24 protein-coding genes are annotated in these 22,209 nt (G+C 59.3%); 2 read left to right on the top strand and 22 right to left on the bottom strand.

Annotated elements, in window-relative coordinates; all coding sequences use genetic code 11:
• Window positions 1-10 precede the first annotated feature (10 nt).
• The 8 genes from DTF_RS0108630 to DTF_RS0108595 all read right to left on the bottom strand — a co-directional run bounded on the left by DTF_RS0108630 (window position 11) and on the right by DTF_RS0108595 (window position 10,171).
• Window positions 11-976 carry a D-2-hydroxyacid dehydrogenase gene (locus DTF_RS0108630; RefSeq protein ID WP_027714998.1) on the bottom strand — a complete coding sequence of 322 codons (966 nt, stop codon included), beginning with the start codon at window positions 974-976 and terminating at the stop codon, window positions 11-13.
• A gap of 268 nt (window positions 977-1,244) precedes the next feature.
• Window positions 1,245-3,914 (bottom strand): pyruvate, phosphate dikinase, encoded by a 2,670-nt coding sequence (ppdK, locus tag DTF_RS0108625; protein WP_027714997.1) that lies wholly within the window; start codon window positions 3,912-3,914, stop codon window positions 1,245-1,247.
• A gap of 176 nt (window positions 3,915-4,090) precedes the next feature.
• Window positions 4,091-6,157: a glycine--tRNA ligase subunit beta gene (glyS, locus tag DTF_RS0108620; protein ID WP_027714996.1), complete on the bottom strand. Its 2,067-nt coding sequence runs from the start codon at window positions 6,155-6,157 to the stop codon at window positions 4,091-4,093.
• Window positions 6,158-6,266: 109 nt separating this feature from the next.
• The gene (gene glyQ / locus DTF_RS0108615) at window positions 6,267-7,136 is read right to left on the bottom strand and encodes a glycine--tRNA ligase subunit alpha (protein WP_027714995.1); all 870 of its coding nucleotides are present in this window, start codon (window positions 7,134-7,136) and stop codon (window positions 6,267-6,269) included.
• Between the two features lie 143 nt (window positions 7,137-7,279).
• A complete protein-coding gene (recO, locus tag DTF_RS0108610) occupies window positions 7,280-8,044 on the bottom strand; it encodes a DNA repair protein RecO (RefSeq protein ID WP_027714994.1) in 765 nt (254 codons plus the stop codon).
• 45 nt (window positions 8,045-8,089) lie between these two features.
• On the bottom strand, window positions 8,090-8,350 hold the full coding sequence (locus DTF_RS27670) for a GSU3128 family (seleno)protein (protein ID WP_304412856.1): 261 nt from the start codon (window positions 8,348-8,350) through the stop codon (window positions 8,090-8,092).
• 44 nt (window positions 8,351-8,394) lie between these two features.
• Entirely contained in the window at window positions 8,395-8,739 is a 345-nt protein-coding gene (locus DTF_RS0108600) for a hypothetical protein (protein ID WP_027714993.1), read from the bottom strand.
• A 199-nt stretch (window positions 8,740-8,938) separates the two neighbouring features.
• The gene (locus DTF_RS0108595; protein WP_027714992.1) at window positions 8,939-10,171 is read right to left on the bottom strand and encodes a sensor domain-containing diguanylate cyclase; all 1,233 of its coding nucleotides are present in this window, start codon (window positions 10,169-10,171) and stop codon (window positions 8,939-8,941) included.
• Window positions 10,172-10,495: 324 nt separating this feature from the next.
• On the opposite strand from DTF_RS0108595, the gene DTF_RS0108590 reads away from it, so the two are divergent.
• The gene (locus tag DTF_RS0108590) at window positions 10,496-10,762 is read left to right on the top strand and encodes a cupin domain-containing protein (RefSeq protein WP_027714991.1); all 267 of its coding nucleotides are present in this window, start codon (window positions 10,496-10,498) and stop codon (window positions 10,760-10,762) included.
• A gap of 82 nt (window positions 10,763-10,844) precedes the next feature.
• Here DTF_RS0108590 and DTF_RS22695 read toward each other — a convergent pair whose 3' ends face one another.
• From DTF_RS22695 to DTF_RS0108535, 11 genes are all read right to left on the bottom strand, one after another.
• The gene (locus DTF_RS22695; RefSeq protein ID WP_035056354.1) at window positions 10,845-11,429 is read right to left on the bottom strand and encodes a helix-turn-helix domain-containing protein; all 585 of its coding nucleotides are present in this window, start codon (window positions 11,427-11,429) and stop codon (window positions 10,845-10,847) included.
• 298 nt (window positions 11,430-11,727) lie between these two features.
• Window positions 11,728-12,414, bottom strand: coding sequence for an ABC transporter ATP-binding protein (locus DTF_RS0108575; protein WP_027714990.1), 687 nt, complete (start codon window positions 12,412-12,414; stop codon window positions 11,728-11,730).
• Window positions 12,407-13,564, bottom strand: a complete 1,158-nt coding sequence (locus DTF_RS0108570) for an ABC transporter permease (protein ID WP_027714989.1) — start codon at window positions 13,562-13,564, stop codon at window positions 12,407-12,409. The genes DTF_RS0108575 and DTF_RS0108570 overlap by 8 nt, the downstream gene beginning before the upstream one ends.
• A complete protein-coding gene (locus tag DTF_RS0108565; RefSeq protein WP_027714988.1) occupies window positions 13,561-13,953 on the bottom strand; it encodes a hypothetical protein in 393 nt (130 codons plus the stop codon). The genes DTF_RS0108570 and DTF_RS0108565 overlap by 4 nt, the downstream gene beginning before the upstream one ends.
• Before the next feature lie 108 nt (window positions 13,954-14,061).
• Window positions 14,062-14,394, bottom strand: coding sequence for a hypothetical protein (locus DTF_RS0108560; protein ID WP_027714987.1), 333 nt, complete (start codon window positions 14,392-14,394; stop codon window positions 14,062-14,064).
• A gap of 141 nt (window positions 14,395-14,535) precedes the next feature.
• Complete coding sequence (gene pal, locus DTF_RS0108555) at window positions 14,536-15,072, bottom strand: peptidoglycan-associated lipoprotein Pal (protein ID WP_027714986.1); 537 nt, start codon at window positions 15,070-15,072, stop codon at window positions 14,536-14,538.
• A 96-nt stretch (window positions 15,073-15,168) separates the two neighbouring features.
• Window positions 15,169-15,507 carry a hypothetical protein gene (locus DTF_RS0108550; RefSeq protein WP_027714985.1) on the bottom strand — a complete coding sequence of 113 codons (339 nt, stop codon included), beginning with the start codon at window positions 15,505-15,507 and terminating at the stop codon, window positions 15,169-15,171.
• Window positions 15,508-15,636: 129 nt separating this feature from the next.
• On the bottom strand, window positions 15,637-15,834 hold the full coding sequence (locus DTF_RS27565; protein WP_162148621.1) for a CorA family divalent cation transporter: 198 nt from the start codon (window positions 15,832-15,834) through the stop codon (window positions 15,637-15,639).
• On the bottom strand, window positions 15,827-16,615 hold the full coding sequence (locus DTF_RS22690) for a CorA family divalent cation transporter (protein WP_051361174.1): 789 nt from the start codon (window positions 16,613-16,615) through the stop codon (window positions 15,827-15,829). The genes DTF_RS27565 and DTF_RS22690 overlap by 8 nt, the downstream gene beginning before the upstream one ends.
• 117 nt (window positions 16,616-16,732) lie before the next feature.
• Window positions 16,733-18,088, bottom strand: coding sequence for a magnesium transporter (mgtE, locus tag DTF_RS0108540; protein ID WP_027714984.1), 1,356 nt, complete (start codon window positions 18,086-18,088; stop codon window positions 16,733-16,735).
• A gap of 285 nt (window positions 18,089-18,373) precedes the next feature.
• On the bottom strand, window positions 18,374-19,819 hold the full coding sequence (locus tag DTF_RS0108535) for an ATP-binding protein (protein WP_027714983.1): 1,446 nt from the start codon (window positions 19,817-19,819) through the stop codon (window positions 18,374-18,376).
• Between the two features lie 240 nt (window positions 19,820-20,059).
• Between DTF_RS0108535 and DTF_RS26840 the strand changes: the two genes are divergently transcribed.
• Window positions 20,060-20,557 (top strand): Spy/CpxP family protein refolding chaperone, encoded by a 498-nt coding sequence (locus tag DTF_RS26840; protein ID WP_051361173.1) that lies wholly within the window; start codon window positions 20,060-20,062, stop codon window positions 20,555-20,557.
• Window positions 20,558-20,673: 116 nt separating this feature from the next.
• Here the strand turns inward: DTF_RS26840 and DTF_RS0108520 are convergent, their stop codons facing one another.
• The 3 genes from DTF_RS0108520 to DTF_RS0108510 form a co-directional block, all read right to left on the bottom strand.
• A complete protein-coding gene (locus tag DTF_RS0108520) occupies window positions 20,674-21,225 on the bottom strand; it encodes a hemerythrin domain-containing protein (RefSeq protein ID WP_027714982.1) in 552 nt (183 codons plus the stop codon).
• Between the two features lie 2 nt (window positions 21,226-21,227).
• Window positions 21,228-21,686 (bottom strand): hypothetical protein, encoded by a 459-nt coding sequence (locus DTF_RS22680; protein ID WP_051361172.1) that lies wholly within the window; start codon window positions 21,684-21,686, stop codon window positions 21,228-21,230.
• Between the two features lie 73 nt (window positions 21,687-21,759).
• Window positions 21,760-21,984, bottom strand: coding sequence for a hypothetical protein (locus tag DTF_RS0108510; protein ID WP_027714981.1), 225 nt, complete (start codon window positions 21,982-21,984; stop codon window positions 21,760-21,762).
• Between the last annotated feature and the right edge of the window lie 225 nt (window positions 21,985-22,209).

Raw genomic sequence — 22,209 nt, 5'->3', positions numbered from 1 at the left:
ACATCCTAGCTCAACTCACCACGTTGTGCGGACCGCCTTCCAGAAAAGCTCGAACGTTGTCCACAGCGACCTTCATCAACCGCTCCCGCGCCTCTTTTGTGGCCCAGGCGATGTGTGGAGTGATGAAGCAGTTATCGGCATGAAGGAGGGGGTTGTCGGCAGGAGGCGGCTCCTGGGAGAGGACGTCGAGACCGGCGCCCGCCAGGCGCTTCCCGTTCAGGGCCGCGGCAAGGGCCGCCTCGTCGACCAGCGGCCCCCTTCCGGTGTTGATCAGAAAGGCGGTCGGCTTCATCAGGGCCAGCCGTTCGACATCGATCATCCTTTCGGTCTCGGGGGTCAGAGGGCAGTGCAGCGAGACCACGTCGCTGCGACGCAGCAGCTCGACCAGCTCAACAAATTCGATCCCGGCATTCTGCAGGTTCCCTTTATAGCGGGCGGGGTTCCGGGTCTGCACCAGGACCCGCATCCCGAATGCATCGGCGATCCGCGCCACGCGGCGGCCGATCTGCCCGAAGCCGATAATCCCCATGATCAGCCCCTCCAGTTCGATGAGGGGCGTATCCCGGAAGCAGAAATCCGGGCTCTCGCTCCACCGCCCACGGCGAACCAGTCCGGCATGATGGCCGACGTGAGAGGTCAGCTCCAGCAGCAGGGCGAAGACCATCTGGGCCACCGAGACGGTGGAGTAAGCGGGCACGTTGGTCACCACAACCCCCTGTGCCCGGGCCGCCTCCAGGTCGACCACGTTGTATCCCGTGGCAAGCACGCCGATATAGCGCAGCCGCGGCAGCTTCCCGATGATTTCCCGGTTGAGCACCGCCTTGTTGGTCAGGACGATTTCGGCTTCCTTCGCCCGCTCGGCCACCTGCGCGGCCGGGGTCCGATCAAAGACGTCACAGCTTCCCAGCCGTTCCAGCCCCTCCCAGCTCAGATCACCCGGATTCAGGGTGTACCCGTCCAGCACCACGATGTTCATCTGGTTGTTCTCCTAAGGATGTGATCTGAAGAAACTATGACGGAATAGTTGCGAAACTCCACAAAATTCTTTCCACCACCCGCTCGCTTTGCTCACTAGAGGCACAGAGAAAACCTGATGATTTTATGATTTTCTCAGCGTCTCTGTGACTTAGTGGTTAATGCCTTGATCCTGAAAACCTCATAACTTTGACGAAGTGGACTCGCCAAAGACGAGACCCCCGACGGATGATCTGCCGGGGGTCTGAGTGCATCACAAAGATAAAGATTTACCGGCCAAGTTCTTCCAGCAGCGTCGCATGCGCGGCCGCCAGCCGGGCGATGGGGACCCGGAAGGGGGAGCAGGAAACGTAATCGAGGCCGATATTATGGCAGAAGATGACGCTGGAGGGCTCGCCGCCGTGTTCGCCGCAGATGCCAAGCTTGATATCCGGGCGCGTCTGGCGCCCCTTTTCGCACCCCATTTTCACCAGCTGCCCCACCCCTTCCTGGTCGATGGCGACGAAGGGATCGTTGGGGAGTATCTCCCGTTCCACGTAGAAGGGGAGGAACTTGCCGGCGTCATCGCGCGACAGCCCGTAGGTGGTCTGCGTCAGGTCGTTGGTGCCGAAGGAGAAGAATTCGGCTTCCCGGGCGATGGCGTCGGCGGTAAGAGCGGCGCGGGGAAGTTCGATCATCGTCCCGATCAGGTACTTCACCTTGATGCCGTAGCGGGAAATCACCTCGTCGGCGACGCGGATGGCATGGCCCCGGAGAATCGCCAGTTCCTTGACCTCGCTGACCAGCGGAATCATGATCTCGGGAATGATCTCATACCCTTCGTCCTTGACCAGTTCGCAGGCGGCTTCCATGATGGCCTGCACCTGCATGTCGTAGATTTCAGGGAAGGTGATGCCGAGCCGGCAGCCGCGATGGCCGAGCATGGGATTGAACTCGTGGAGGAACTCGACCTTGTTCTTCAGGGTAGCGACCGACACGTTCATCACCTTGGCCAGTTCCTCGATTTCCGCCTCGGTATGGGGAAGGAACTCGTGAAGGGGCGGATCGAGGAGGCGGATGGTGACCGGCAGTCCCTTCATCTCGCGGAAGATGCCGAGGAAGTCGCCCTTCTGCATGGGCAGGATCTTGGACAGGGCCCGCTTGCGCCCTTCGATGTCCTCGGCCAGGATCATCTCCCGAACCGCCATGATCCGCTCCCCTTCGAAAAACATGTGCTCGGTGCGGCACAGGCCGATCCCCTCGGCCCCGAACTGGCGGGCGACCTTGGAGTCGTGAGGGGTGTCGGCGTTGGTGCGCACACCGAGACGACGGTACTTATCCACCCATTTCATGAGGGTGCCGAAGTCTCCGGTCAGCTCCGGCTGGACGGTGGGGACCTGCCCCTTCATCACCTCGCCGGTGGAGCCGTCGAGGGTGATGATATCGCCCTTGCTGATAACCGATCCGCCCCGGGCGGTAAACTGCTGGGTACGGTAGTCGACCTTGATGTCGCCGCAACCGGCAACGCAGCACTTGCCCATGCCTCGTGCCACCACCGCCGCATGCGAGGTCATGCCGCCTCGGGCGGTGAGGATCCCCTGGGCGGCATGCATCCCGTGGATATCCTCGGGACTGGTTTCGATGCGAACAAGGATGACCTTGAGCCCGAGCTTGGCCGCTTCCTCGGCTTCGTCTGCAGAGAAGACCACCTCGCCGCTGGCGGCGCCGGGAGAGGCCGGGAGCCCCTTGGCAATGACTTCCTTGGGCGCCTTGGGGTCGAGGGTCGGATGCAGGATCTGATCGAGCTGCTCGGGACCGACCCGCAGCACCCCCTCTTTTTCGCTGATCAGCCCTTCCTTCACCATGTCGACGGCGATCTTGATGGCCGCCCGGGCGGTGCGCTTTCCGCTGCGAGTCTGCAGCATGTAGAGCTTGCCCTTCTCGATGGTGAACTCGATGTCCTGCATGTCGCGGTAATGCTTCTCCAGGGTGACCTGGACCTGCATCAACTGATCGTAGCACTGGGGCATCACCTCTTCCATGGAGGGGAGGGAGCCGTCACCGCCGGCCTTGTTGATCGGCTGCGGAGTGCGGGTGCCGGCCACCACGTCTTCGCCCTGGGCATTAACCAGGAACTCGCCGAAGAAAAGATGCTCGCCTGTGGATGGATTTCGGGTAAAGGCGACGCCGGTGGCGCAGTCATCGCCCATGTTGCCGAAGACCATCGACTGCACGTTGACCGCAGTCCCCCACTCGGAAGGAATATTGTTGAGCTTGCGGTAAGTATTGGCGCGGGGGTTCATCCAGGAGCCGAAAACGGCGCCGATCGCCCCCCAGAGCTGTTCGTTGGGATCGTCGGGAAACTCCTTCCCCAATTCCTCCTTGACCTTGTTCTTGAAGAGCCCCACCAGCTTTTTCAGGTCGTCAGCGGAAAGTTGGGTGTCCAGCTTGACTCCCCGATCCTCCTTCATCTGCTCCAGAAGGTGCTCGAGCACGTCTCCGTCCATTCCCATGACCACATTGGAGTACATCTGGACGAAGCGGCGGTATGAATCATAGGAGAAGCGTGGATCTCCGCTCAGTTCGATGACACCCTGAACCGTCTCGTCATTGAGGCCCAGATTGAGAACGGTATCCATCATACCGGGCATGGATGCCCGGGCGCCGGAGCGCACGGAAACCAGCAGGGGCTTTTTGGGATCCCCGAAGGTCTTTCCCATGAGCTTTTCCACCCTGGCCATGTTCTCTTCCACCTGTTCCTGGAGAAGGGCGGGATAGCGGCGGTTATTCTTGTAGAATTCGGTGCACACCTCGGTGGTGATGGTGAATCCGGGCGGAACCGGCAGGCCGATCGCGGTCATCTCCGCCAGGTTGGCTCCCTTGCCCCCCAGCAGATTCTTCATGCCCCCTTTTCCTTCGGCTTTCCCGTCCCCGAAGAAATACACGTACTTCTCTGCCATCTCTGCCTCCTCCGGTTTGACGACCTTCAGCTGCTCCTTTGTGTCTGCCATGTAAAGTGTTCCTCCTCCAGTTTTAGTTGTAGCCGGTCCAGTCCGGCCATCCCCCTAATTGCGTCGATCCCCCAATGACCGGCGTTTATTTTTTTTGGAGCGGGTTGCAGAACCGCCCAAGAGATTCAATCGGCGATGCGGGAAAAGTCGGCGATCCCGCCGAAGAGTCTGGCCACGGCCGTGAGAAGCGCCAGCCGGTTCTTTTTCACCTTCTCATCCTCGGCCATCACCATGACTTCGTCAAAAAACGTATCCACCGGAGCGCGAAGAGATGCGATCGCCCGAAGCGCTGTCATATAATCTCCGCGGGCGACGCTGTCTTCGACTGATTTTTCAACCTGCTGCAGAGCCTGATGGAGATCCTTCTCGCAGGAAGCTTCAAAGAGGGCGGGATCAACAGCCTCATCGACACCGGCCTTAATAATATTACCAATCCTCTTGAATGCAACTGCCAGCGGCTCAAAATCCTCTCGCCCTTTGAGGGCGGCCAGTGCCTTGACCCGCTCCTGGGCGTCCGGCACGTCGTCGAAGGATGCCGACAGCACTGCATCGACCACATCCTGGGCATAGCCCTGAGCGGTGAGCATGTTGAGGAACCGCAGCCGGATGAATTCGACGACCTCGGCCGCCACCTCTTCCTGCGGCCGCTGCAGCTTCTCCTTCAGCAGGTCGACGCTGCGCCCGACCAGGTCCCTGATGGAGAGAGCGTAGGCGCGATCGAGAATGATGTTAAGAATGCCTATGGCGCTGCGGCGCAGGGCGTAAGGATCGGCGGTGCCGGTGGGAATGAGACCGACGCCGAAACAGCCGCATATGGTATCGATTTTGTCGGCGATGGAGACGAAGGCCCCCACGTTGTCGGAGGGGAGCTCGCCTCCGGCCTGGATCGGGAGGTAATGTTCAAAGATCGCCTTTGCCACCCGGGGGTCCTCCCCCTCCAGCCGGGCGTATTCCCGTCCCATAACCCCCTGCAGTTCCGGAAATTCATAGACCATCCCCGTCTCCAGGTCGCACTTGGCCAGAAGCGCCGCCCGGTCGGTCAACTCCACAACGGCCGGATCGAGCTGCCGGGCCAGCCCGGCCGCCAGTTCCCGGAAGCGCATGACCTTGGCGTGGCTGGTACCCAGCTTGGCCTGATAGACCACGCTTTTGAGCGCCTCAAGGCGGCTTTCCAGCTTCACCTTCCGGTCTTCGGTCCAGAAGAACATGGCGTCGGCGAGGCGGGCCCGCAGCACCCGCTCATTCCCCCGGGCCACCACCGCGCGATCCTCGGGGCGAGTGCCTGCGATGGTGATGAAGCGCGGCAGCAGCCTGCCTTGGGCATCGAGCAGCGTGAAGTAGCGCTGGTGTTCGCGCATCGATGTGATCAGGAGCTCCCGGGGGAGTTCCAGGTATTTCTCCTCGAAGGAGCCGCACAGGGCCGTGGGATCTTCGACGAGATAGGTCACCTCGTCCAGCAGCTCCTCATCGGGATTCACTTCGCCGCCGGCCGTGTGAGCCTCCCGCTCGACCTGTCGCGCGATGATTTCGCGGCGCTTCTTCGGATCGGGAATGACGAAGCGGCGCTCGGCCTCTTCAAGATAGCTCACCACCCCCTGGACCGGAAAAGCCTCAGGGGCCATGAACCTGTGTCCCCGGGAGAGATTGCCGCTCTCCAGGTTGCCGAAGGGGAAAGGGACAACCGTCCCTTCGAAAAGGGCGACGATCCAGTGGACGGGGCGGGCGAAGCGGATATCCAGATCCTTCCAGCGCATCGACTTCCTGAAAGGGATGGAGGCGATGACCCGGGGCAGGATCTGCGGCAGGAGGTCGGCCGTGGGCCCGCCCTCCTCCACCTTGGAGAGGTAGAGATATTCCCCCTTGTCGGTCTGCATGCGGGAGAGCTGCGAAACCTCCACTCCGTTGGAGCGGGCGAAGCCGAGCGCCGCCTTTGTCGGGTTCCCATCGGCATCGAAAGCCACCTTGGCCGAAGGTCCGGCCACGTTCAGCTCACGGCGCTCCTGCTGCAGGGACACATCGGCAACGGAAATGGCCAGGCGTCTCGGGGTGGCGAAGGTGCGCATTCCGCCGAAAGAAACCCTGGCATTCTCCAGTTCCTTCCCCAGCAGCCGCTCCAGATCCCGCATGGCGGTCGGGAGGAAGCCGGCGGGAATTTCTTCGGCGCCTATTTCAAGAAAAAGTTCTGCGGTCATAAAAGCAGGCTCCAGGTTCAAGGTAAAAGGTTCAAGGTAAAAGGCTAAAGAAAATCAAAGGCGTTAAACCTTTCTCCTTTTTCCTTTAACCTTTAACCTTTAATTTGATTCAACGTTTCAGCAGCGGAAACCCCAACTTCTCCCGCTGAGCCACGTATCCTTCGGCGCAGAGCCGGGAAAGATTACGCACCCGGCCTATATAGTGGGCTCTCTCCGTCACCGAGATGGCTCCGCGGGCATCGAGTAAATTGAAGGCGTGGGAACACTTGAGGACGAAATCGTAGGCGGGGAAGACCAGCTGGCGCTCGGTCAGGCGGATGCACTCCTTCTCGTACATGTCGAAGAGCTGGAAAAGCATGCCGGTGTCGGCCTCTTCGAAATTGTAGGTGGAGAATTCGACCTCCGTCTGGTGGTGAACGTCGCCGTACTTGATCCCCTTGATCCATTCGAGGTCGTAGACGTTGTCCACTCCCTGCAGATACATGGCGATCCGCTCGCAACCGTAGGTGATCTCGCCGGAGACCGGCTTGAGGTCGATCCCTCCGCATTGCTGGAAATAGGTGAACTGGGTGATTTCCATACCGTCGAGCCAGACTTCCCAGCCCAGCCCCCAGGCCCCCAGAGTGGGGGACTCCCAGTCGTCCTCGACAAAACGGATGTCGTGCTTGGCCGGATCGATGCCGAAACTCTTCAGGGAGTCGAGATAGAGATCCTGAATGTTCATCGGCGACGGCTTGAGGATCACCTGGAATTGATAATAGTGCTGGAGACGGTTGGGGTTCTCCCCGTAGCGGCCGTCGGTAGGACGCCGGGAAGGTTCGACATAGGCCACGTTCCAGGGTTCGGGTCCGAGCGCCCTGAGAAAAGTGGCGGGATTGAAGGTCCCTGCCCCCTTTTCCACGTCGTAAGGCTGCTGGATGATGCACCCTTGCCGGGCCCAGTAGTTCTGCAGTGAAAGGATAAGATCTTGAAAGGTCACGTTGCCTCCATGCGAAACCGTTCACCCGTCGTCTTCAGGACCGAGTGACGTATACTGTATACAAGTTTAAAGTTGAAAATTCTAGCCCGGCGGACTGGGGCTGTCAAGGTTAAACTCCCCCTCCGCAGGCGTATTCAGCCTCGCTAAAAACAGGCGCTATCTGCCTCCATCCGTTCCAGGAATGAGAGGGAACGGAGCGGCCGGTGCAGATGCAGCCGCAGGGCGCCGGTCAGGATGGCCCGTCCCTCCTCAAGAGTGCGGCTGCCGAAGCGGAAACCGGCGAAATGGGTGAGCGGGCTCTGCAGGGAACGCGAGAGGCTTCCCAGGGTCAGGGGGCTGACCCGCAGGGCCGTACCGGGAGGGGCGCACTCCGGGCAGAGGCTGCCGCCGCGGGCGGCGTCGAAAGCAGCCTCGTCGCCGCGGAGTCCGGCGGCGCACTCGGAGCAATGGAGCAGATGGGGGATGTAGCCGGCCAGGACCAGAAGGCGCAGCTCGAAAAGGAAGCGTGCTTCAGGGGACGCGCCGTGCCCGGCCAGGTGGTCGAGAAAGGCGCCGAGCAGCGCGTAGGCCCTTACCTGCCCCCCTTCTTCCCCCAGCATCTCCTCGACCAGCTCGCACCCGTAGCCGGCCAGGGCGATGGCCGTCAGATCGCCGCGCAGCCCGGTACGCAGGTCGAGGAGCTCTGCTTCGCGGAGACGCACCAGATCCCCCGAAGACGGCGGCGACCAGTGCATCCGGACCCGGGAAAAGGGCTCCAGGGCCGCGCCGAATCGCTTGCGGCTCTTCCGGGCGCTTCGGGCGAAGCCTCGAAGGCGGCCGTGCTCGGGAGTGAAAAAGGTGACGATGCGGTCGGCCTCTCCGTAATCGAGGTGGCGCAGGATGATCGCTTCGGAGGAGAGGAGCTTCATTTTCCTGTCACTGGTCCCTTGTCATTGGTCATTGGTGGAAAAGCCTTATCTCTCGTCCATCCCCAACTCCTCCAGCATCCGAAGGGTGAAGTTTTTGGCCCGCCCCGATGGGGCGATCATGCCGTAGGCGATCGCCTCTTTCAGCTCCGCATCGCCGGCGCCTGCTTCCTTCGCGACCGCGAAGTGCTTTTTCAGTCAGTCGGGGCAGCCGACCGCCACGGCGCAGGCGACACGGATCAGTTCCCGGGTCTTGATATCGAGGACTTCCTCGTACTCGTAATCGAGAAACTTCTTGCGCACCTTCATGCCATCTCTCCTTTGCAAGTCGTCCTGTTCTCGCCGGAACACCTTTACGGCATCAGACCCCGCCTGCTAAGCTCTGCGCGGACTTCGTTGCGCCGGTCCCTCAGATCCTCTGCGATTCGCCCGCGCGTCACGTCTTGAGAGGCTCCGACGCTCACCGGGCCGGTGCCGACTCCCACCCCCACGGAGGTCCCTCTGGCCGCTCTCTCCTCCCTGGCGATCTGGTCGTTGAGCTGATAGAAGTAGGTCTGGATCTCCATGTCGTTCATAGCGTGATAGTCTTGAGAAAGAAGATCCCGCGTACGGGCGCCGACCCCCGCACACCCGGCCAGCAGCAAGAGTGCCAGGACGGCGACGGCCACCCGGAGAACGGGTGTGAATTCGATTTTCATGGCGTCTCCTTGAGTTCGCTTCTTATATCTTAAGCGACCGGAGGTGGAAGAGATGAAGAAAGCCAACCCCTGGCTCCGGGCGGTGCTGGAGGTCACCGTCGAATCGTGCCGACAGACTCTGTGAAAACGATCGGTAACTACATCCCCACGCACTGCGATCCCTGTCCCCGTGCCTTCGATCGGAGATCACACTTAACCCTTAAATCCAGGCGACCTTGTTTCGGCCTTCGCTCTTGGCCCGATAGAGTCCCTCATCGGCCCGTTTCAGAGCATCTTCGAAACTCCCCTCCTCACCCGTAGTGCAGGCGAGCCCAAGGCTCACCGTTACCGGGACTTCGATTCCGCCGATGATGACCGGCTCGGCTTCCACCCTCTCCCGGATCCTCTCGGCAATCCCCCGGGTTCCAAGAAAGCCGGTGCCGGGCAGCACGGCCAGAAACTCCTCGCCGCCGTAGCGGCCCACGAAGTCGTAGCAACGGAGCGACCGGACGAGGCGGTCAGCAATTTCCTTCAGGATCAGGTCGCCGGCCTGGTGGCCATAGGTGTCATTGTGGCGTTTGAAGTAGTCGACGTCAAGCATCAGCAAGCCGAGAGCCTTCTTCGTACCGCCGCCTTCACGCTCGCGGCCCAGGCGTGCAAACTCCTGTTCAGCCCGCAGAAATATCTGATGGCGATTGAGCAGTGAGGTCAGGGTGTCGGTCGTCGCCAGGATTTGCAGAATATTCTGCGTCGCCTTGAGCTGGTTGGTCCCTCGCCGCACCAGAACGAAAGCGCAGGCAAAGACGAAGATCAGGGCGAGAGCGAGCAGCAACATCGACATCCCCACACCGGAGGAAATATCACGGCGGGCAGCAGTAACATCCACATACAGCTCGAAGCTGCCGATCACCCGGCCCTTGTCATTCCTGATCGGGATATAGGTCTCGACCACATCAAGGTCGAACTTGCGCTCTTCAGCCAAGTCGATAACCTCGTCCTTTTTCTCCAGCCTGGAATCGACCTCCCCCGCGAGCGCTTTTTTCAAGCGCGAGTTCTCGGCATCGATACGACCGATAATCGACGGATCGGTGCTGTAGATGATCCTGCCGTCATACGAAAAAATCTTGATTTTGATGATCGCGAAGGGTTTCAGGAATTGCCGAAGTCGACGGTCAAGCTGGGGGAGGTTTTCGACATCGAGGGCAATGCGGCTCCCCTCTGCAGAGTGGGCCAGCAGCGTGCCCCGCTCCAAAGCCAAAAGAGCGCTGCCGATTCGGACCGCATTCATCTCGGCGCGAGAGATTACATGTCGGGAATAGACGGAATAGATGCTGGCGGCCGCCAGAGAGAGGATGACGAGGAGGGAGACCAAGGCAATTTTGATGAGTTGGCTCAGAAGCGAGGCGGGATCCTTGTTCGACAACTCCGCCACGGGGATGCTCTTAGCAGTCATATTTAAAATTCAACGGTGAATAGCCCAGGACCTCTGCCTGGTCCAGTTTGCGAACGAATTACAGAGCAGCAATAACTGCACCAATGTTGAGGTCTGAACAGGTAAACCCTGTTGCAGCGGGCGCCCCTTGCCTCTTTGAAGAGACCTGCCAGCCTACTTTAAACCAAAATCGTCCGCTTTAATACCGTGGTTTCATGTGCATTGCTGTGAAAAAACGGGTTACTGTGCTACAAAGGGAACAGATTCTGCTCAACAATCGCCGGGATGTCGCCGCGAGGAAAAAGTTCGGGAACAACATCAAAGGGGAAAAACGAGGAGGACGAAATGGATCTGGAAAAGATCAAGAATGCCATTGTAACAAACGTGTACCATATCCCCGCCGAACGAAAGGTCCCCCTTCACTCTCATGCAGATCATGATGAGATCTTTTACTGCATAAAAGGTGCAGGCTTCGGAGTGCTGGAGAATGGCGAAGTGAAACTCACGACCGGCAAGGCCTTTATTGTACCTGCAGGGGTCAAGCACAGCATGAGATCTGATGATGAGATCTATGTAACGTCATTCCTTGTACCGGTTGTGAAGAAAGATTAACGACGGTACAAGTGTCCCTAGCTGGGACGGTAAGTCGCTTGGTAAAAACGAACGAAGGAGGTAACTTTTTGGTGGGCGCAAGTTAAAAAATCATCAATTCCTTTTTTGCGTAAATAACGGCAAGTATCGTTGCAGGATCATTCCCATGGCAGGAAACGGCATGAGGTAGATTCGAATCGTAATAGATGGAATCACCGGGGTTTAGGATCTCGGTATGGCCTGCAAGCCTTATTTCAACATGCCCCGTCAACACGAAAAGAAATTCTTCCCCAACATGCTGATTGGGCTCAGCAATGTCTTCAAGCGGCGTCAGGGTCACGAGGAATGGCTCCATCTGCCTGTTCTGCTTGTGGTGGCCCAGAGACTCATAACCGTAGCCCCCGGATTTGCCGCCGGCCTGACTGAATCGGGATACGGTTTTTCGGTCATCGCTTCTAACGATGCAGAAAGGCGAATCCGCGCTGTCTCCGAAAACCTCACCCACCGAAACGTTGAAGACCTTTGCCAGACTGATAATATGTCCCAGAGGCGGCGCGACAGAAAGGTCTTCAATCCCCGAAATGGTCGATGGAGATATCCCGGATTCCTTTGAAACATCATCCAATGACATCTGTTTTCTGGTCCTCAGGGATTTGATTCTTTCGCCGATCTGTTTTTGGTCCGTCATCGTTTTTCTCCTTTGAGATAGACGTCCGGCGCAACGGAAGCTTTTTTCATGTAACTCGGGAAAAGCCTTTAACACGTAAAGTTCAGCCGGCGTTCCGCCGTCGGCTGGTCCGCCGACAAGTCATTGAATCCGAAATATCTTCCGCATTATATCCGCTGGGTTAAGGAATGCTATAGTTTTCTTCGACTTCCTCTGCCCGAACTCTTCCCAGTTGGCAATCTCCTGCAAAAGAACCCCATTAAAAAAGGGCCGCTCCTTCTCCGGAAGCGGCCCTTAATGATGAACATTGATCCTCTATTCAAATGGCTGGACTCGCATCGATCAGCCCGTCGCGCACCCGCACCAGGTTCCCCGCCCGGGCGGCGATCTCGCTGCTGTGGGTGACCAGGATGACCGTTTTTCCCTGTCGGTTGAGCTCTTCCAGCACGGCCATCACCTCGCCTTCGGCGGCGGAATCCAGGTTGCCCGTGGGCTCGTCCATCAGCAGGACGGGCGGGTCGTTGGCCAACGCGCGGGCGATGGCGACTCGCTGCTGCTGTCCGCCGGAGAGCTGTCCCGGCTTGGCGCCGGCTTTTTCCTCCAGACCGACCAGGGCCAGCAGCTCCCTCGCCCGCTCTTTCTGCCGCGCCTCGGGGACTCCGGCCAGCATCAGCGCCGTCTCCACGTTCTCCATCGCCGTAAGGCTCTGAAGGAGGTTGAAGAACTGGAAGACGAAACCGATCTTGCTTGCCCTCATCGCCGCCAGCTCCCGTCCTCCGAGACGGAACATCTCCTGCCCGTCGAGGAAGACGCTGCCGCCTGTGGGGCGGTCGAGGCCGCCGATGAGATGCATGAGGGTGGACTTGCCGTGACCGGAGGGGCCGACGATGCAGGTGAAGCTGCCCCGGGGGATCTCCAGGTCCACACCCCGCAGCGCTCGGGTCAGGGTCGCGCCCCGGCCGTATTCCTTCGTGAGACTTTCTGTTCTGATGATGGCGTCACTCATAGCTGATGGCCTCCACGGGTGAGAGGTTGGAGGCCTTCCAGGCGGGATAGAGGCCGGAAACCATGGCGACCAGCGTCGAGAACAGGACGGCCCCGACAAAGAGCAGGGGATCGATGCTGGTCTGGGAGCCCTTCACGAAGGACGTGGCGGCGTTCTGACCGATGTAGGGCGCCGCCACCAGGGAGGCCGCGAACCCCAGCACCGCCCCGCCCAGCCCTCCCAGCAGTCCGTAAACCCCGGACTCGAGGAGAAAGAGGCGGAAGATGCCGCCCCGGGTCGCGCCCATGGCCTGCAGGATGCCGATCTCGCGCTTGCGCTCGTAGGTGGCGGTCATCATGGTGTTGACGATGCCGAAGGCCGCCGCGAGAATGGCCACCGCCGCGATCAGTTGCAGGGTCATGTTGACGGTGCCCACGATGGAGAGCACCGAACCGAGCATCTGCTTGTCCGAAACGACGCCAAGGCTCACCGCATCCTTGATTTTCATGGCGTAGAGGTCCACCTCGTCAAGACGGTCGACCCGCACGGCGACGTAGGAGACCCTGTCCTTCTGCTCATAGAGCTGCTGGGCCGCCGGCATGCTCAGGAAGACCGTCAGGTCATCCTTCCCCGCCGTCTCCTCCAGAACCCCCAGTACGGGAATCTGCTTCCCTCGGATGCGCACCTCGGCGCCCGGCTGCAGACCGAACTGCTCGGCGAGCACCGAACCCAGAACGGCTCCCTCGGACTCCTCGGAGGAGAAGTAGCCTCCCGAGGCGAGGGCCCACTCCTTGAACCGCAGCGTCTCGGCCGGGAGAATCCCCATCACCGAAACGGGCCGGTTGTCGATGGCCGATCGCTCGGCCAGATAGGGGATGGCGGTCATCCCATCGATGGCGCGGATGGCCGCCACCTCCTCGGCGGTGATGGTGGTGGGGAGCTGCTCGCCGGTGAGTATGGAGACCTGCTCGTAGGCGCAGCTCCCCTTGGGCGTGACCACCAGATTCGCCCCCAGGGCGGCCGACTCCCGCTCGATCTGGGTTTTCAGACTCCCTCCCAGCGCCATGAAGGTGACGAAGGAGGCCATGCCGATGATGATGCCAAGGAGGGTGAAGACGAACCGGCCGCGCCTGCGGACGATGTTCTTTAAGACCAGTTTACCGGGGGTCATCCCTGCCCTCCCAGCTTGTGGTTGGCTACCACTTCCATTTTCTCGGCGCGGAAGAGGTATCCCCCGGGTTCACGGCTGAAGGAGCCGGAGATCTTCACTTCATCACCGATGGCTGGACGGGTTCCCGCGATTTTCACCGGCAGAAGCACCTTGTTGCAGTTGGGCGTGGTGCACTGAAGCTCCTTCTTGTCCATGATTCCCACAATGGTGGCGTCGGACTTGGAGTAGCCGTAAGCGATGCCCACCACAGTGAGCGGACCGCTGAAGGCGCCGGGATCGGAGGCCAGGTCGTTGACCTGAAAGGAGGGGGCCTCGTTCTTGCAGCCGGCGGAGAGGGCAAGCAGGGAAATGGCGGTTATGAAGATAAAAAGATAGCGAAGATTTCTCATGATTCGGACTCCTCTGAAAGACGTTACAGTCGAACAAACCACACCCGTAGGGCGCGGATGCACCACGGGCGGCGGATCGCCGGTCAGTTGCACAACGTTCTGGGCGAATCAGAGAAATTCGGGGGGATAGTCGATGGATCGGCCGGGGGCCGAGGGGAGGGAGAGGGTCAGGGTCCACAAAAGTGGACGGTATTCGGAAGTGGAGGATGAGATCCGGGGAATCTGGGAAAGCAGGGAAGCGCTGCAGGAGAGGCAGCCGCATCCGGGATCGGTGCATTCGCCGTCTGCTGAGGGCGCCTCTTCATCCGCCTCCTTCTCGCAGCAATGGCTGGCCTCGGCTTTTTCCCCAAGGGGAACCGCCGCGGAGACCGCTCCGGCCAGGAAGATCAGGGCAAGGAGCAGCGTCAGGGGCGCCGCTATTTTCATGAGGGAGGTCAGCATCTGCTTACTTTATCCGCGCAGTACAGGGCGTGTCAACCTCCAACGGCGTTCGGGAGATCGGAATCGGCAGGAAAAAGGCCCTTGGGAGGTGCATGCACCGGGCAGGCTGAACAGCCTGCCCGGTGCGCTCTTTCCGTCACATTACCTGAACTCGGCCCTGCGGTTTTTGCTCCAGGCCGCTTCGTCCCGGCCGTCCGAGGCGGGCATCTCTTCGCCGTAGCTGATCGTGCCCAGACGCTCCGGAGCGATTCCGAGCGCCGCCAGGTAGCTTTTCACCGCCTTGGCCCGGCGGTCGCCGAGCGCCAGATTGTATTCATCGGAGCCCCGCTCGTCGCAGTGTCCCGCGATGGTGACGATGGCCTCCGGATTGTCCCGCATCCACCCCGCATTGACATCCAGGGCCCGCCTTGCTTCGGGTTTCAAGGTGTATGAATCATAATCGAAGTAAACCTTTTCCAGGCTTTTTCCATCAAGGGTATTAAGCGTCGCGGTCCTGACATCGCCATCCGTCTCCCTTTGCATGCTGTCCGTTGCCTCTTCGGCAGAGGGCTGAACGGCAGTGACGGCGCCGGAAGATCCGGTCGGATCGAGGGCTGATCGACTTGCTTTACGGGCGCATCCGCCCGAAACAATCAGAATCGATAGAATGATGGCGGCAACAACGTAAGAACGATGCATGTTTGGTCTCCCAAGCTTGTTAAGAACTTTTTTTTCATCCCTGCCGGCCTTCAAGCGCCTTTGCTTTCAGGCAGCGGGGACAAGGATCGCCAATGTTCAGCTCAGGAGGTCGTTCTCGGGGGGGATGAAGATTTCAAAGGGGATGTCCTGGGGAAGCAGGACGGGTACGACGGCCCTCTCGGCCGGTTCCGGTATTTCGATGTGGGGTTGGATTGCGTCGACAGATGTCAGGATAAGCTCGAACATCCGCTTGGCCTTGACTTTAATCGATTTTCCTTCGGTATGATTCTCTTCGGCAATGAAGGCGCAATCGAAGATGGCTTCTTCGACGGGAGTGGCAAAAATTTCGTCGGTAAGGCTTCCCAGGCGCAGGGAGAGAAGCGCGGCGACGACGAGCAGGGAAAGGATCTTTTTCGTGAGGGAATATCCGCGCATACCAGTCGGTGAATTTCAAGGGGTCCCGAAAGCAGCGCAGATATTATCACTTGCCCGCAAAGAGTCAATCGATTTCGGAAAGAGCGTGATTTCCGGGAAAAGGGAATCTCATTGGACATGGTGATCGAGCTACATCCAGCGCATGCGACGGAAGATCAGGATCTGCATGGCCGCGATGACGAACAGAATGCCACAGACGATGAAGAAGGCATAGGGACTCTCCGTCCCGGGAATGCCGCCGACATTGATGCCAAGCAATCCCGTCAGAAGACCCAGGGGCAGGAAAATGGCCGCGACAATCGAAAGAAGATACATTGTCTTATTCATCTGATTCCCGATCCGCCTCCAGTTCGTCCTGAAGGATCGCAGCGCGGTCCTTTGTCGCATCAAGGTCCTCGACATATCGGGTCATCTGATCCGCTATCTCTCGAATTCTTACCTTCTGAATTTCATCGAACCATGGGCCTTTCACAGCGTGCAGACGTTCCAGGGCTTCCCTCTGAGGTGCCATGTAGCGGCGAAAGCGGATCGCTTTTCGTCGCAGCAGGCTGATGCTGCCTCGAAGCGTGTGACTCTCCTGAGCGAGGATATCATCCTCCAGTATTGCGACCCCATCCTCCAGATCACCCAGAACGGCAGACATCCGGCGAACCAGACTCTGCGCAAGCATGAGAACGAAATCAGCGCCTCCGACCGGCCCTTCTCCCTTTGCGAGACTGCGGGTGAGATCCTCCAGGGCCATGAGCTTACGGTGGCTGATGGTGATGATCCGGGAAGGCTCGATCCACAGTCGGACCGAGACCATGTCCTCCGGTTCAGCTCCGATATTTAAGTTGACTCCCCGAAGGATCACGAGCAGCCCCTGCCCGTGATCGAAACTGCGCGGGCGCGTGTCTTCGGCGAGAAGGGATTCGAGGACGACGGGATCAATGCCACTTTCCCGGGCCAGCCAGGCTTGCGCCTTCTCATCCGTATAACTCAGGTGGATCCAGGGTATCTTGCCCTCGGGAAGAAGTGAGTCGATCTTTTCGAAGGGCAGAAGCTCTCCCCCTCCCATGGCATCCAAAGTATAAATCCACTGCTGCGAAAGGTGCTCTGAGCTGTACATCCGTCTTCCCCTTCATGGCTTAATCACATTACTTGATATTTATAGAAGAACAGGAAGGGTGTGTGGTGTATTCCTGAAGCTGGCGGAAACCCGCGGTGAAATGATGCTGCTTCCGGATCACCGTAGGTAGTTGATGAAAAGGGTCGCCGTGCCGAAGTAGATCAGGATGCCGGTAATGTCGTTGGCCGTCTGGACAAAGGGGCTGGAGGCGATGGCGGGATCGATACCGATCTTCTTGAAAAAGGAGGTGGCGATGACCCCCATGCTGGCGGCAACCGTCATGGCGGTGACCATGGCCAGTCCCACCACCAATCCAAGGTAGGGATTGTGGTGCCAGAAAAAAGCGATCAAACCGGTGACAGTACCGCATACTGTCCCCATGATCAGCCCGACCCGCACCTCCTTGTAGAACACCTGGCGCAGGGTGGAAAAGTCGATGCGCCCCGTGGCGAAGCCGCGCACCACGATGGTGGCGGACTGCCCCCCGACGTTCCCCCCCATGCCGGTGATGACCGGGATGAAGGAGATCAGGGCGATGACCTCCTTGAGGGTCACCTTGAACCGCCACATCAGGTACCCGGTGATTACCCCGCCGAAGAGATTGGTCACCAGCCAGGGGAGGCGCAGCCTGGCGATCTTGAAGGATTTGTAGCCGTAGAGGAGTTCCTCCTCGCTGGCGCCGGCCATCTTGAACATGTCCTCGGTGGCCTCCTGGCGCATGACGTCGATGACGTCGTCGACGGTGATGATCCCCATCAGCTTGTTCCCTTCATCGACGACGGGAATGGCCAGAATGTCGTACTTGGCCACGAGATGGGCCACCTCCTCCTGGTCCATGTCCGTTCGGACGCTGATGACGTCGGTGGTCATGATGTTCCGGAGACGGGTACTGGGAGGGACGGTGAGCAGGTTGCGCAGGGAGAGAACCCCCACCAGGTGGTTGTGCTCGTCGGTGACATAGACGTAAAAGACCATCTCCACGTCCTTGGCTTCCTGCAGGGCCGCAACGGCTTCCTTGACCGTCATGTCTTCGCGCAGGGAGAAGATCTCCGTGGCCATGATGCCGCCGGCGGTATCCTCGCCGTATTTGAGCAGCTCCTCGATCTCATCCGAATGTTCGTCCTCCATGATCTGGAGGATCTCTTCCGCTTTCTCCTCCGGCATGTTGCGGATGATGTCGACGGCATCGTCGTAAGGCATCTCCTGGAGGATCCCGGTGATGGTCTCCGTGTCGATCTTCTCCAGGAGCTGGGCGCCGGTGCCGTGATCGAGCTCGGAGAGCACCGAAGCGGCCGTCTCCGAATCTTCAATCAGGTTGAAGAAGACGCGCTGCTCCTTCTGATCCAGGTAGCGAAAGAGATGGGCGATGTCGGCGGGATGGGTCTTGGCGACGACGTTGGTGAGATTGGGATAGGCGCCGCGCCGAATGAGCTTTTTTACCGTGTCGAGGAGTATCTGAAGTTTCTGATCCATGGCAGGCTCCTCCTGGGCGGCGGGATTAAACAGTGTCCATCCGGAACTCCGGATGGACACTGTTTAGTTTCTGATTCGGAAACGAGTAATTTTTCGCAAGATCAAGGAAATCAAAGTCTTGCGCGGAGGCGTACCCAGGTACGCCGCACAAGCAAGACTGAAGATTGACGCAGAGATTGCGGAAAAGGGCCGTTTCCAGACAGAAACTGAATAGTCAAACGCGTGAGTGTAGCACCGGCTGTAAGAACCTGTCAAACTACGATTCTCCAGCCAGCCCACCTCCTCTCAAGAGCGTTCTTCAAGCGGCAGCGCCACCGTTACCGCCAATCCGCCCAGCGGCGATGGCGCCGCCGAAATGTCGCCTCCATGTGCCTCGACGATATTGCGGCAGATCGACAACCCCAGACCTGCCCCTCCGGAGGCGCGGCTGCGTGAGCCTTCCACCCGGTAGAGCCGTTCGAACAATCGTTCCAGGTCGGCCGCCGGCACCCCGGGGGCGCTGTCGCGAAACGTCAGCATCGCCCTCCCCTTCTCCTGCTCCAGGACGATTTCGAGTCGGCCTCCGGCATCGGTGTACCGGAGTGAATTCTCCAGCAGGTTGGCAAGAAGCTGATGCAGCCGTTCGGGATCGGCAAAGAGAAGGATATCCCGGGCTGGGGGGGTGTATTGCAGGGCGATGCCCTTGCGCTCGAACTCGGGGCGGAACGCCTCCAACGCATCCTTCAGCACGCCGGAGAGGAAGATTGCTTCCTTGCGGTAATTCAGGGCTCCGAGATCGGAGAGGGCGAGCTGATAGAGATCATCCACCAGTCGTCCGACGCGCAGAACCTCCGTATGCAGCGAGGCGACCGCAGCGGGTGTGGCCTGACGAACTCCGTCCTGCAGGGCCTCGATCTCGCCGCGCAGCACCGCCAGCGGAGTACGCAGCTCATGGGAGATGTCGGCCACCCACTGCCGGCGCGTCTGTTCATTCTTCTCCAGGGTCAGGGCCAGTGTGTTGAAGTCGGAGGCCAGCTGACCCAGTTCGTCGGTAGCGGTCACCGGCACACGGGTGGCATAGTCTCCGGCCGAAAGGCAGCGTGTGGCGTCCGCCAGGGATCTGATCGGGCGGACCAGCCGGTTCGCCAGAGGCAGGGCCAGAAGCGCCGAGACCAGGAGTGTCACTCCGGCGACCAGCGCCATGGCCAGTTTCTGCTGCTTGACGAAGCTCAGCTGAAGAGCATCGGAAAGACCTTTGCGAGGGACGATGCCGAGATAGCCGACCACCTGCCCCTCGTGGTAAAGGCGCTTGAACTCGATTTTTTCTTCCGCTGCCCTGGTCCCTGCAACCGGACGGCGTTCGCTGTCCAGAAGCAGGATCCTCGCCTCGAACCGATGGGCGAGATGCGGCGGCAACGGCTCACCGGGCGGCTCGGCACTCAACCGCCGCTCGAGACGCCGTTCAAGCCGCTCCAGTCGCTCGGGGGTGGCCTGTCCCTCGGGCAGGGTTCTGTACGCCAGCCTGAACAGGTGGCCCGGATCGTCCCGCAGAAAATCCCAACTTCCCTGTTCAGCAAAAGCCTGTTCGAATTCCACCGCCAGACGTTCCAGCCTTTCCTGTTCCAGGGTATTTACATAGCGAAGAAAACCGCGGTCGATGCTCCACTGCATGATGAGGAACATGCCCAGGGCCACCAACGCCGTGGCGGCCAGCAGGGCTGCAAAGAGGCGGTGCTTGATTCCGACCTTCATATCGTTCCCTTCAAAGCAGTGAAATCTGGCATTTACATCATCTTTACTAGCACAGGTTTCCACGGAAATTCCACAGGGAACCTGCATCCTCTCCACATTTCCATATTTCCTCCACATTTTCTGCATATTCGCCTGTTATTTATTTGTTCAACAGAGACGCAGAACCGGGGATGCGAGCAAGTTCTCAGCAGGCTCGCTCCCTCAAATTCGAGGCACACCATCATCCAAAGGAGAGAAATCGTGAAAAATTCCATCCTCATCGCCGCATTCCTGGCTGCAGCCGTTGTCTGCAGCGCCCTGTACGCTGTAGCCGCCGACCCTCTTTCCGGCTCCGCCCTGGCCGTGGACAAGCGCGCCGGTGACAGTCCGGCAACCTATGACATGAGAAAAGAGCGGCACTTCGACCGCATGGCCGAGGCCCTGGATCTGACCCCCGACCAGCGGGAGCAGATCAAGGCCATCCGAGCCGCCGAGCAGGATAAGGTCGCGCCGCTGAAAGAGCAGTTGCGAAAGGGTCGCGAACAGCTGCGCGTCGCCGCAGAGCAGCAACCCTTTGATGAAGCCGCGGTGCGTGCCCTGGCGGCCGACCAGGCTGAAATCCGCACCGAAATGATCGTCTCACACGCCAGGGTGAAGAACCAGATCCATGCCTTGCTGACTCCCGAGCAGCGCGAAAAGGCGGAACAAATGCGCTCCTCCATGAAAGAGCGACGGGGGCACAAGGGGCACCGTCGATAAACATTCCGGCAAGTACTGCAACTTCTAAAAAAAAACGAGGCCCCCGGACTTTTCCGGGGGCCTCATGTTTTCAAGAAGGGGCGTCAGCACGCTGCGCGCCCCTTCGATCTTGCACCTCACGCTGCCAGCTTTGCTTCGTACCTTTCCACTACCTTCCGGTAGCGCTCCGCGACGCCAGGAGTTTTTTCCTCGGCCCTGGCATATCCTTCGACCATGGCGGGGCGCATCGCTTCGGGGAGCACTCGCTCGGCAAGGGGGTAGAGAATAGAGTCCTCCTTATCGATATGGTCTCGCAGGAGAGTGACATAGCCGTAAGCGTTGTCGGCGAGAATCGGAGTCTGATCGGGTTCTCCGGCAAGAGCCTTCCGCGCCGCCTCCTCCATGTTGCGAACGAAGGCCCGTCCCTGGTCGTGTGCCATCAGCATGGCCGCCACCGGCGAATTCTCCGCAGGCATCCCGTTTTCCACCAGGGATTTGAAGAGGATGTCCTCCTCCTTGGAATGATGAAAGCGATCGGCAAAGTTGCGGATGAAATCGACCGCGTCGATGAAGAAATCCCAGTCGGTGAAACGGCCCGCCTCGGCAAGGCGGGTGTTCTTCTCCACGAGGTCGATCATGCGCAGGATGAGCTTATGCTCTTCCACCATTACCGCGGTGACGTTCGTCATGCTCAGCTCCTCCTTTCGCCGTCGACTCCGATGATCGCCACCTCGAGAGGTACGTCCTTGCCGGAGGCGGCAACCGCCTGCTCGGCCATCATGGCCAGGCCGCGGCAGCAGGGAACTTCCATGATGGTCACGGTGACCGATTGGATGTCGTTATGCTTCAGAATCGCGGCAAGCTTCTCGACATAGGGGCCGGTGTCGTCGAGTTTGGGGCAGGCGTTGACCAGCACCTTGTCTTTGATGAAGTCCCTGTGGAACTCCGCATAGGCGAAAGGGGCGCAGTCGGCGGCGATGAGCAGATGCGCGTTCTGAAGCCAGGGAGCGGTGGGCGGAACGAGCTGGAGCTGGGTCGGCCACTGGCGCAGTTCCGAACTGAGACGGCCGGTGGCGGCTTCGTTGTGGTTTTCTTTCTTCTCGACGGTACGTACGTTGGAACCGGGGCATCCGCAAGCAAGATTTTTCATGGTGTATCTCCTTTTGATTCCGTGATGAGTGATTCGTGATCCGTTATCGATCAATTCGTGAATTCTTTAATGCTCAACCTGTGGGGGTTGCATCCAGATAGGCGTTTATTTCCGTCTCGATCTTCTTTTCGATCTCGTCGCCGAGGGCGTGAATGGAAACCACGTCTTTCAGCAGACAGATTCCCACGCCGCAGGTGACGCAGCCGATCTCATAGGCCTCCAGGATCTCGCCGATCCGGGGGTGGGTTTCGATGACGTCCTTGATCTGAGCACTGCCGATATTGTTTTTCAGGTTCATGGTCTCTCTCCTTCCTCGATGGTGACTGCAGAATAACCCCCTTCGCCCCCATAAAAACATGATGCAGGTCAAAAGATGCAATTTTTTGAGGCAGATCTGAAAAAGCCTGCCTGCCAAATAAAAGGACATTTGAGCTTTTTTGAATTTGAAATTTTAAATCATTTTCTAATTGACACCTGACGGCTCTTTCCGTATCTTCTGAAATCAGTTTTCAATTTCGTCAGC

The organism is Desulfuromonas sp. TF (assembly GCF_000472285.1).
GTDB lineage: Bacteria > Desulfobacterota > Desulfuromonadia > Desulfuromonadales > ATBO01 > ATBO01.
Note: the sequence above shows the minus strand (reverse complement) of the source record. Positions and strands in the feature narration are given on the sequence as shown.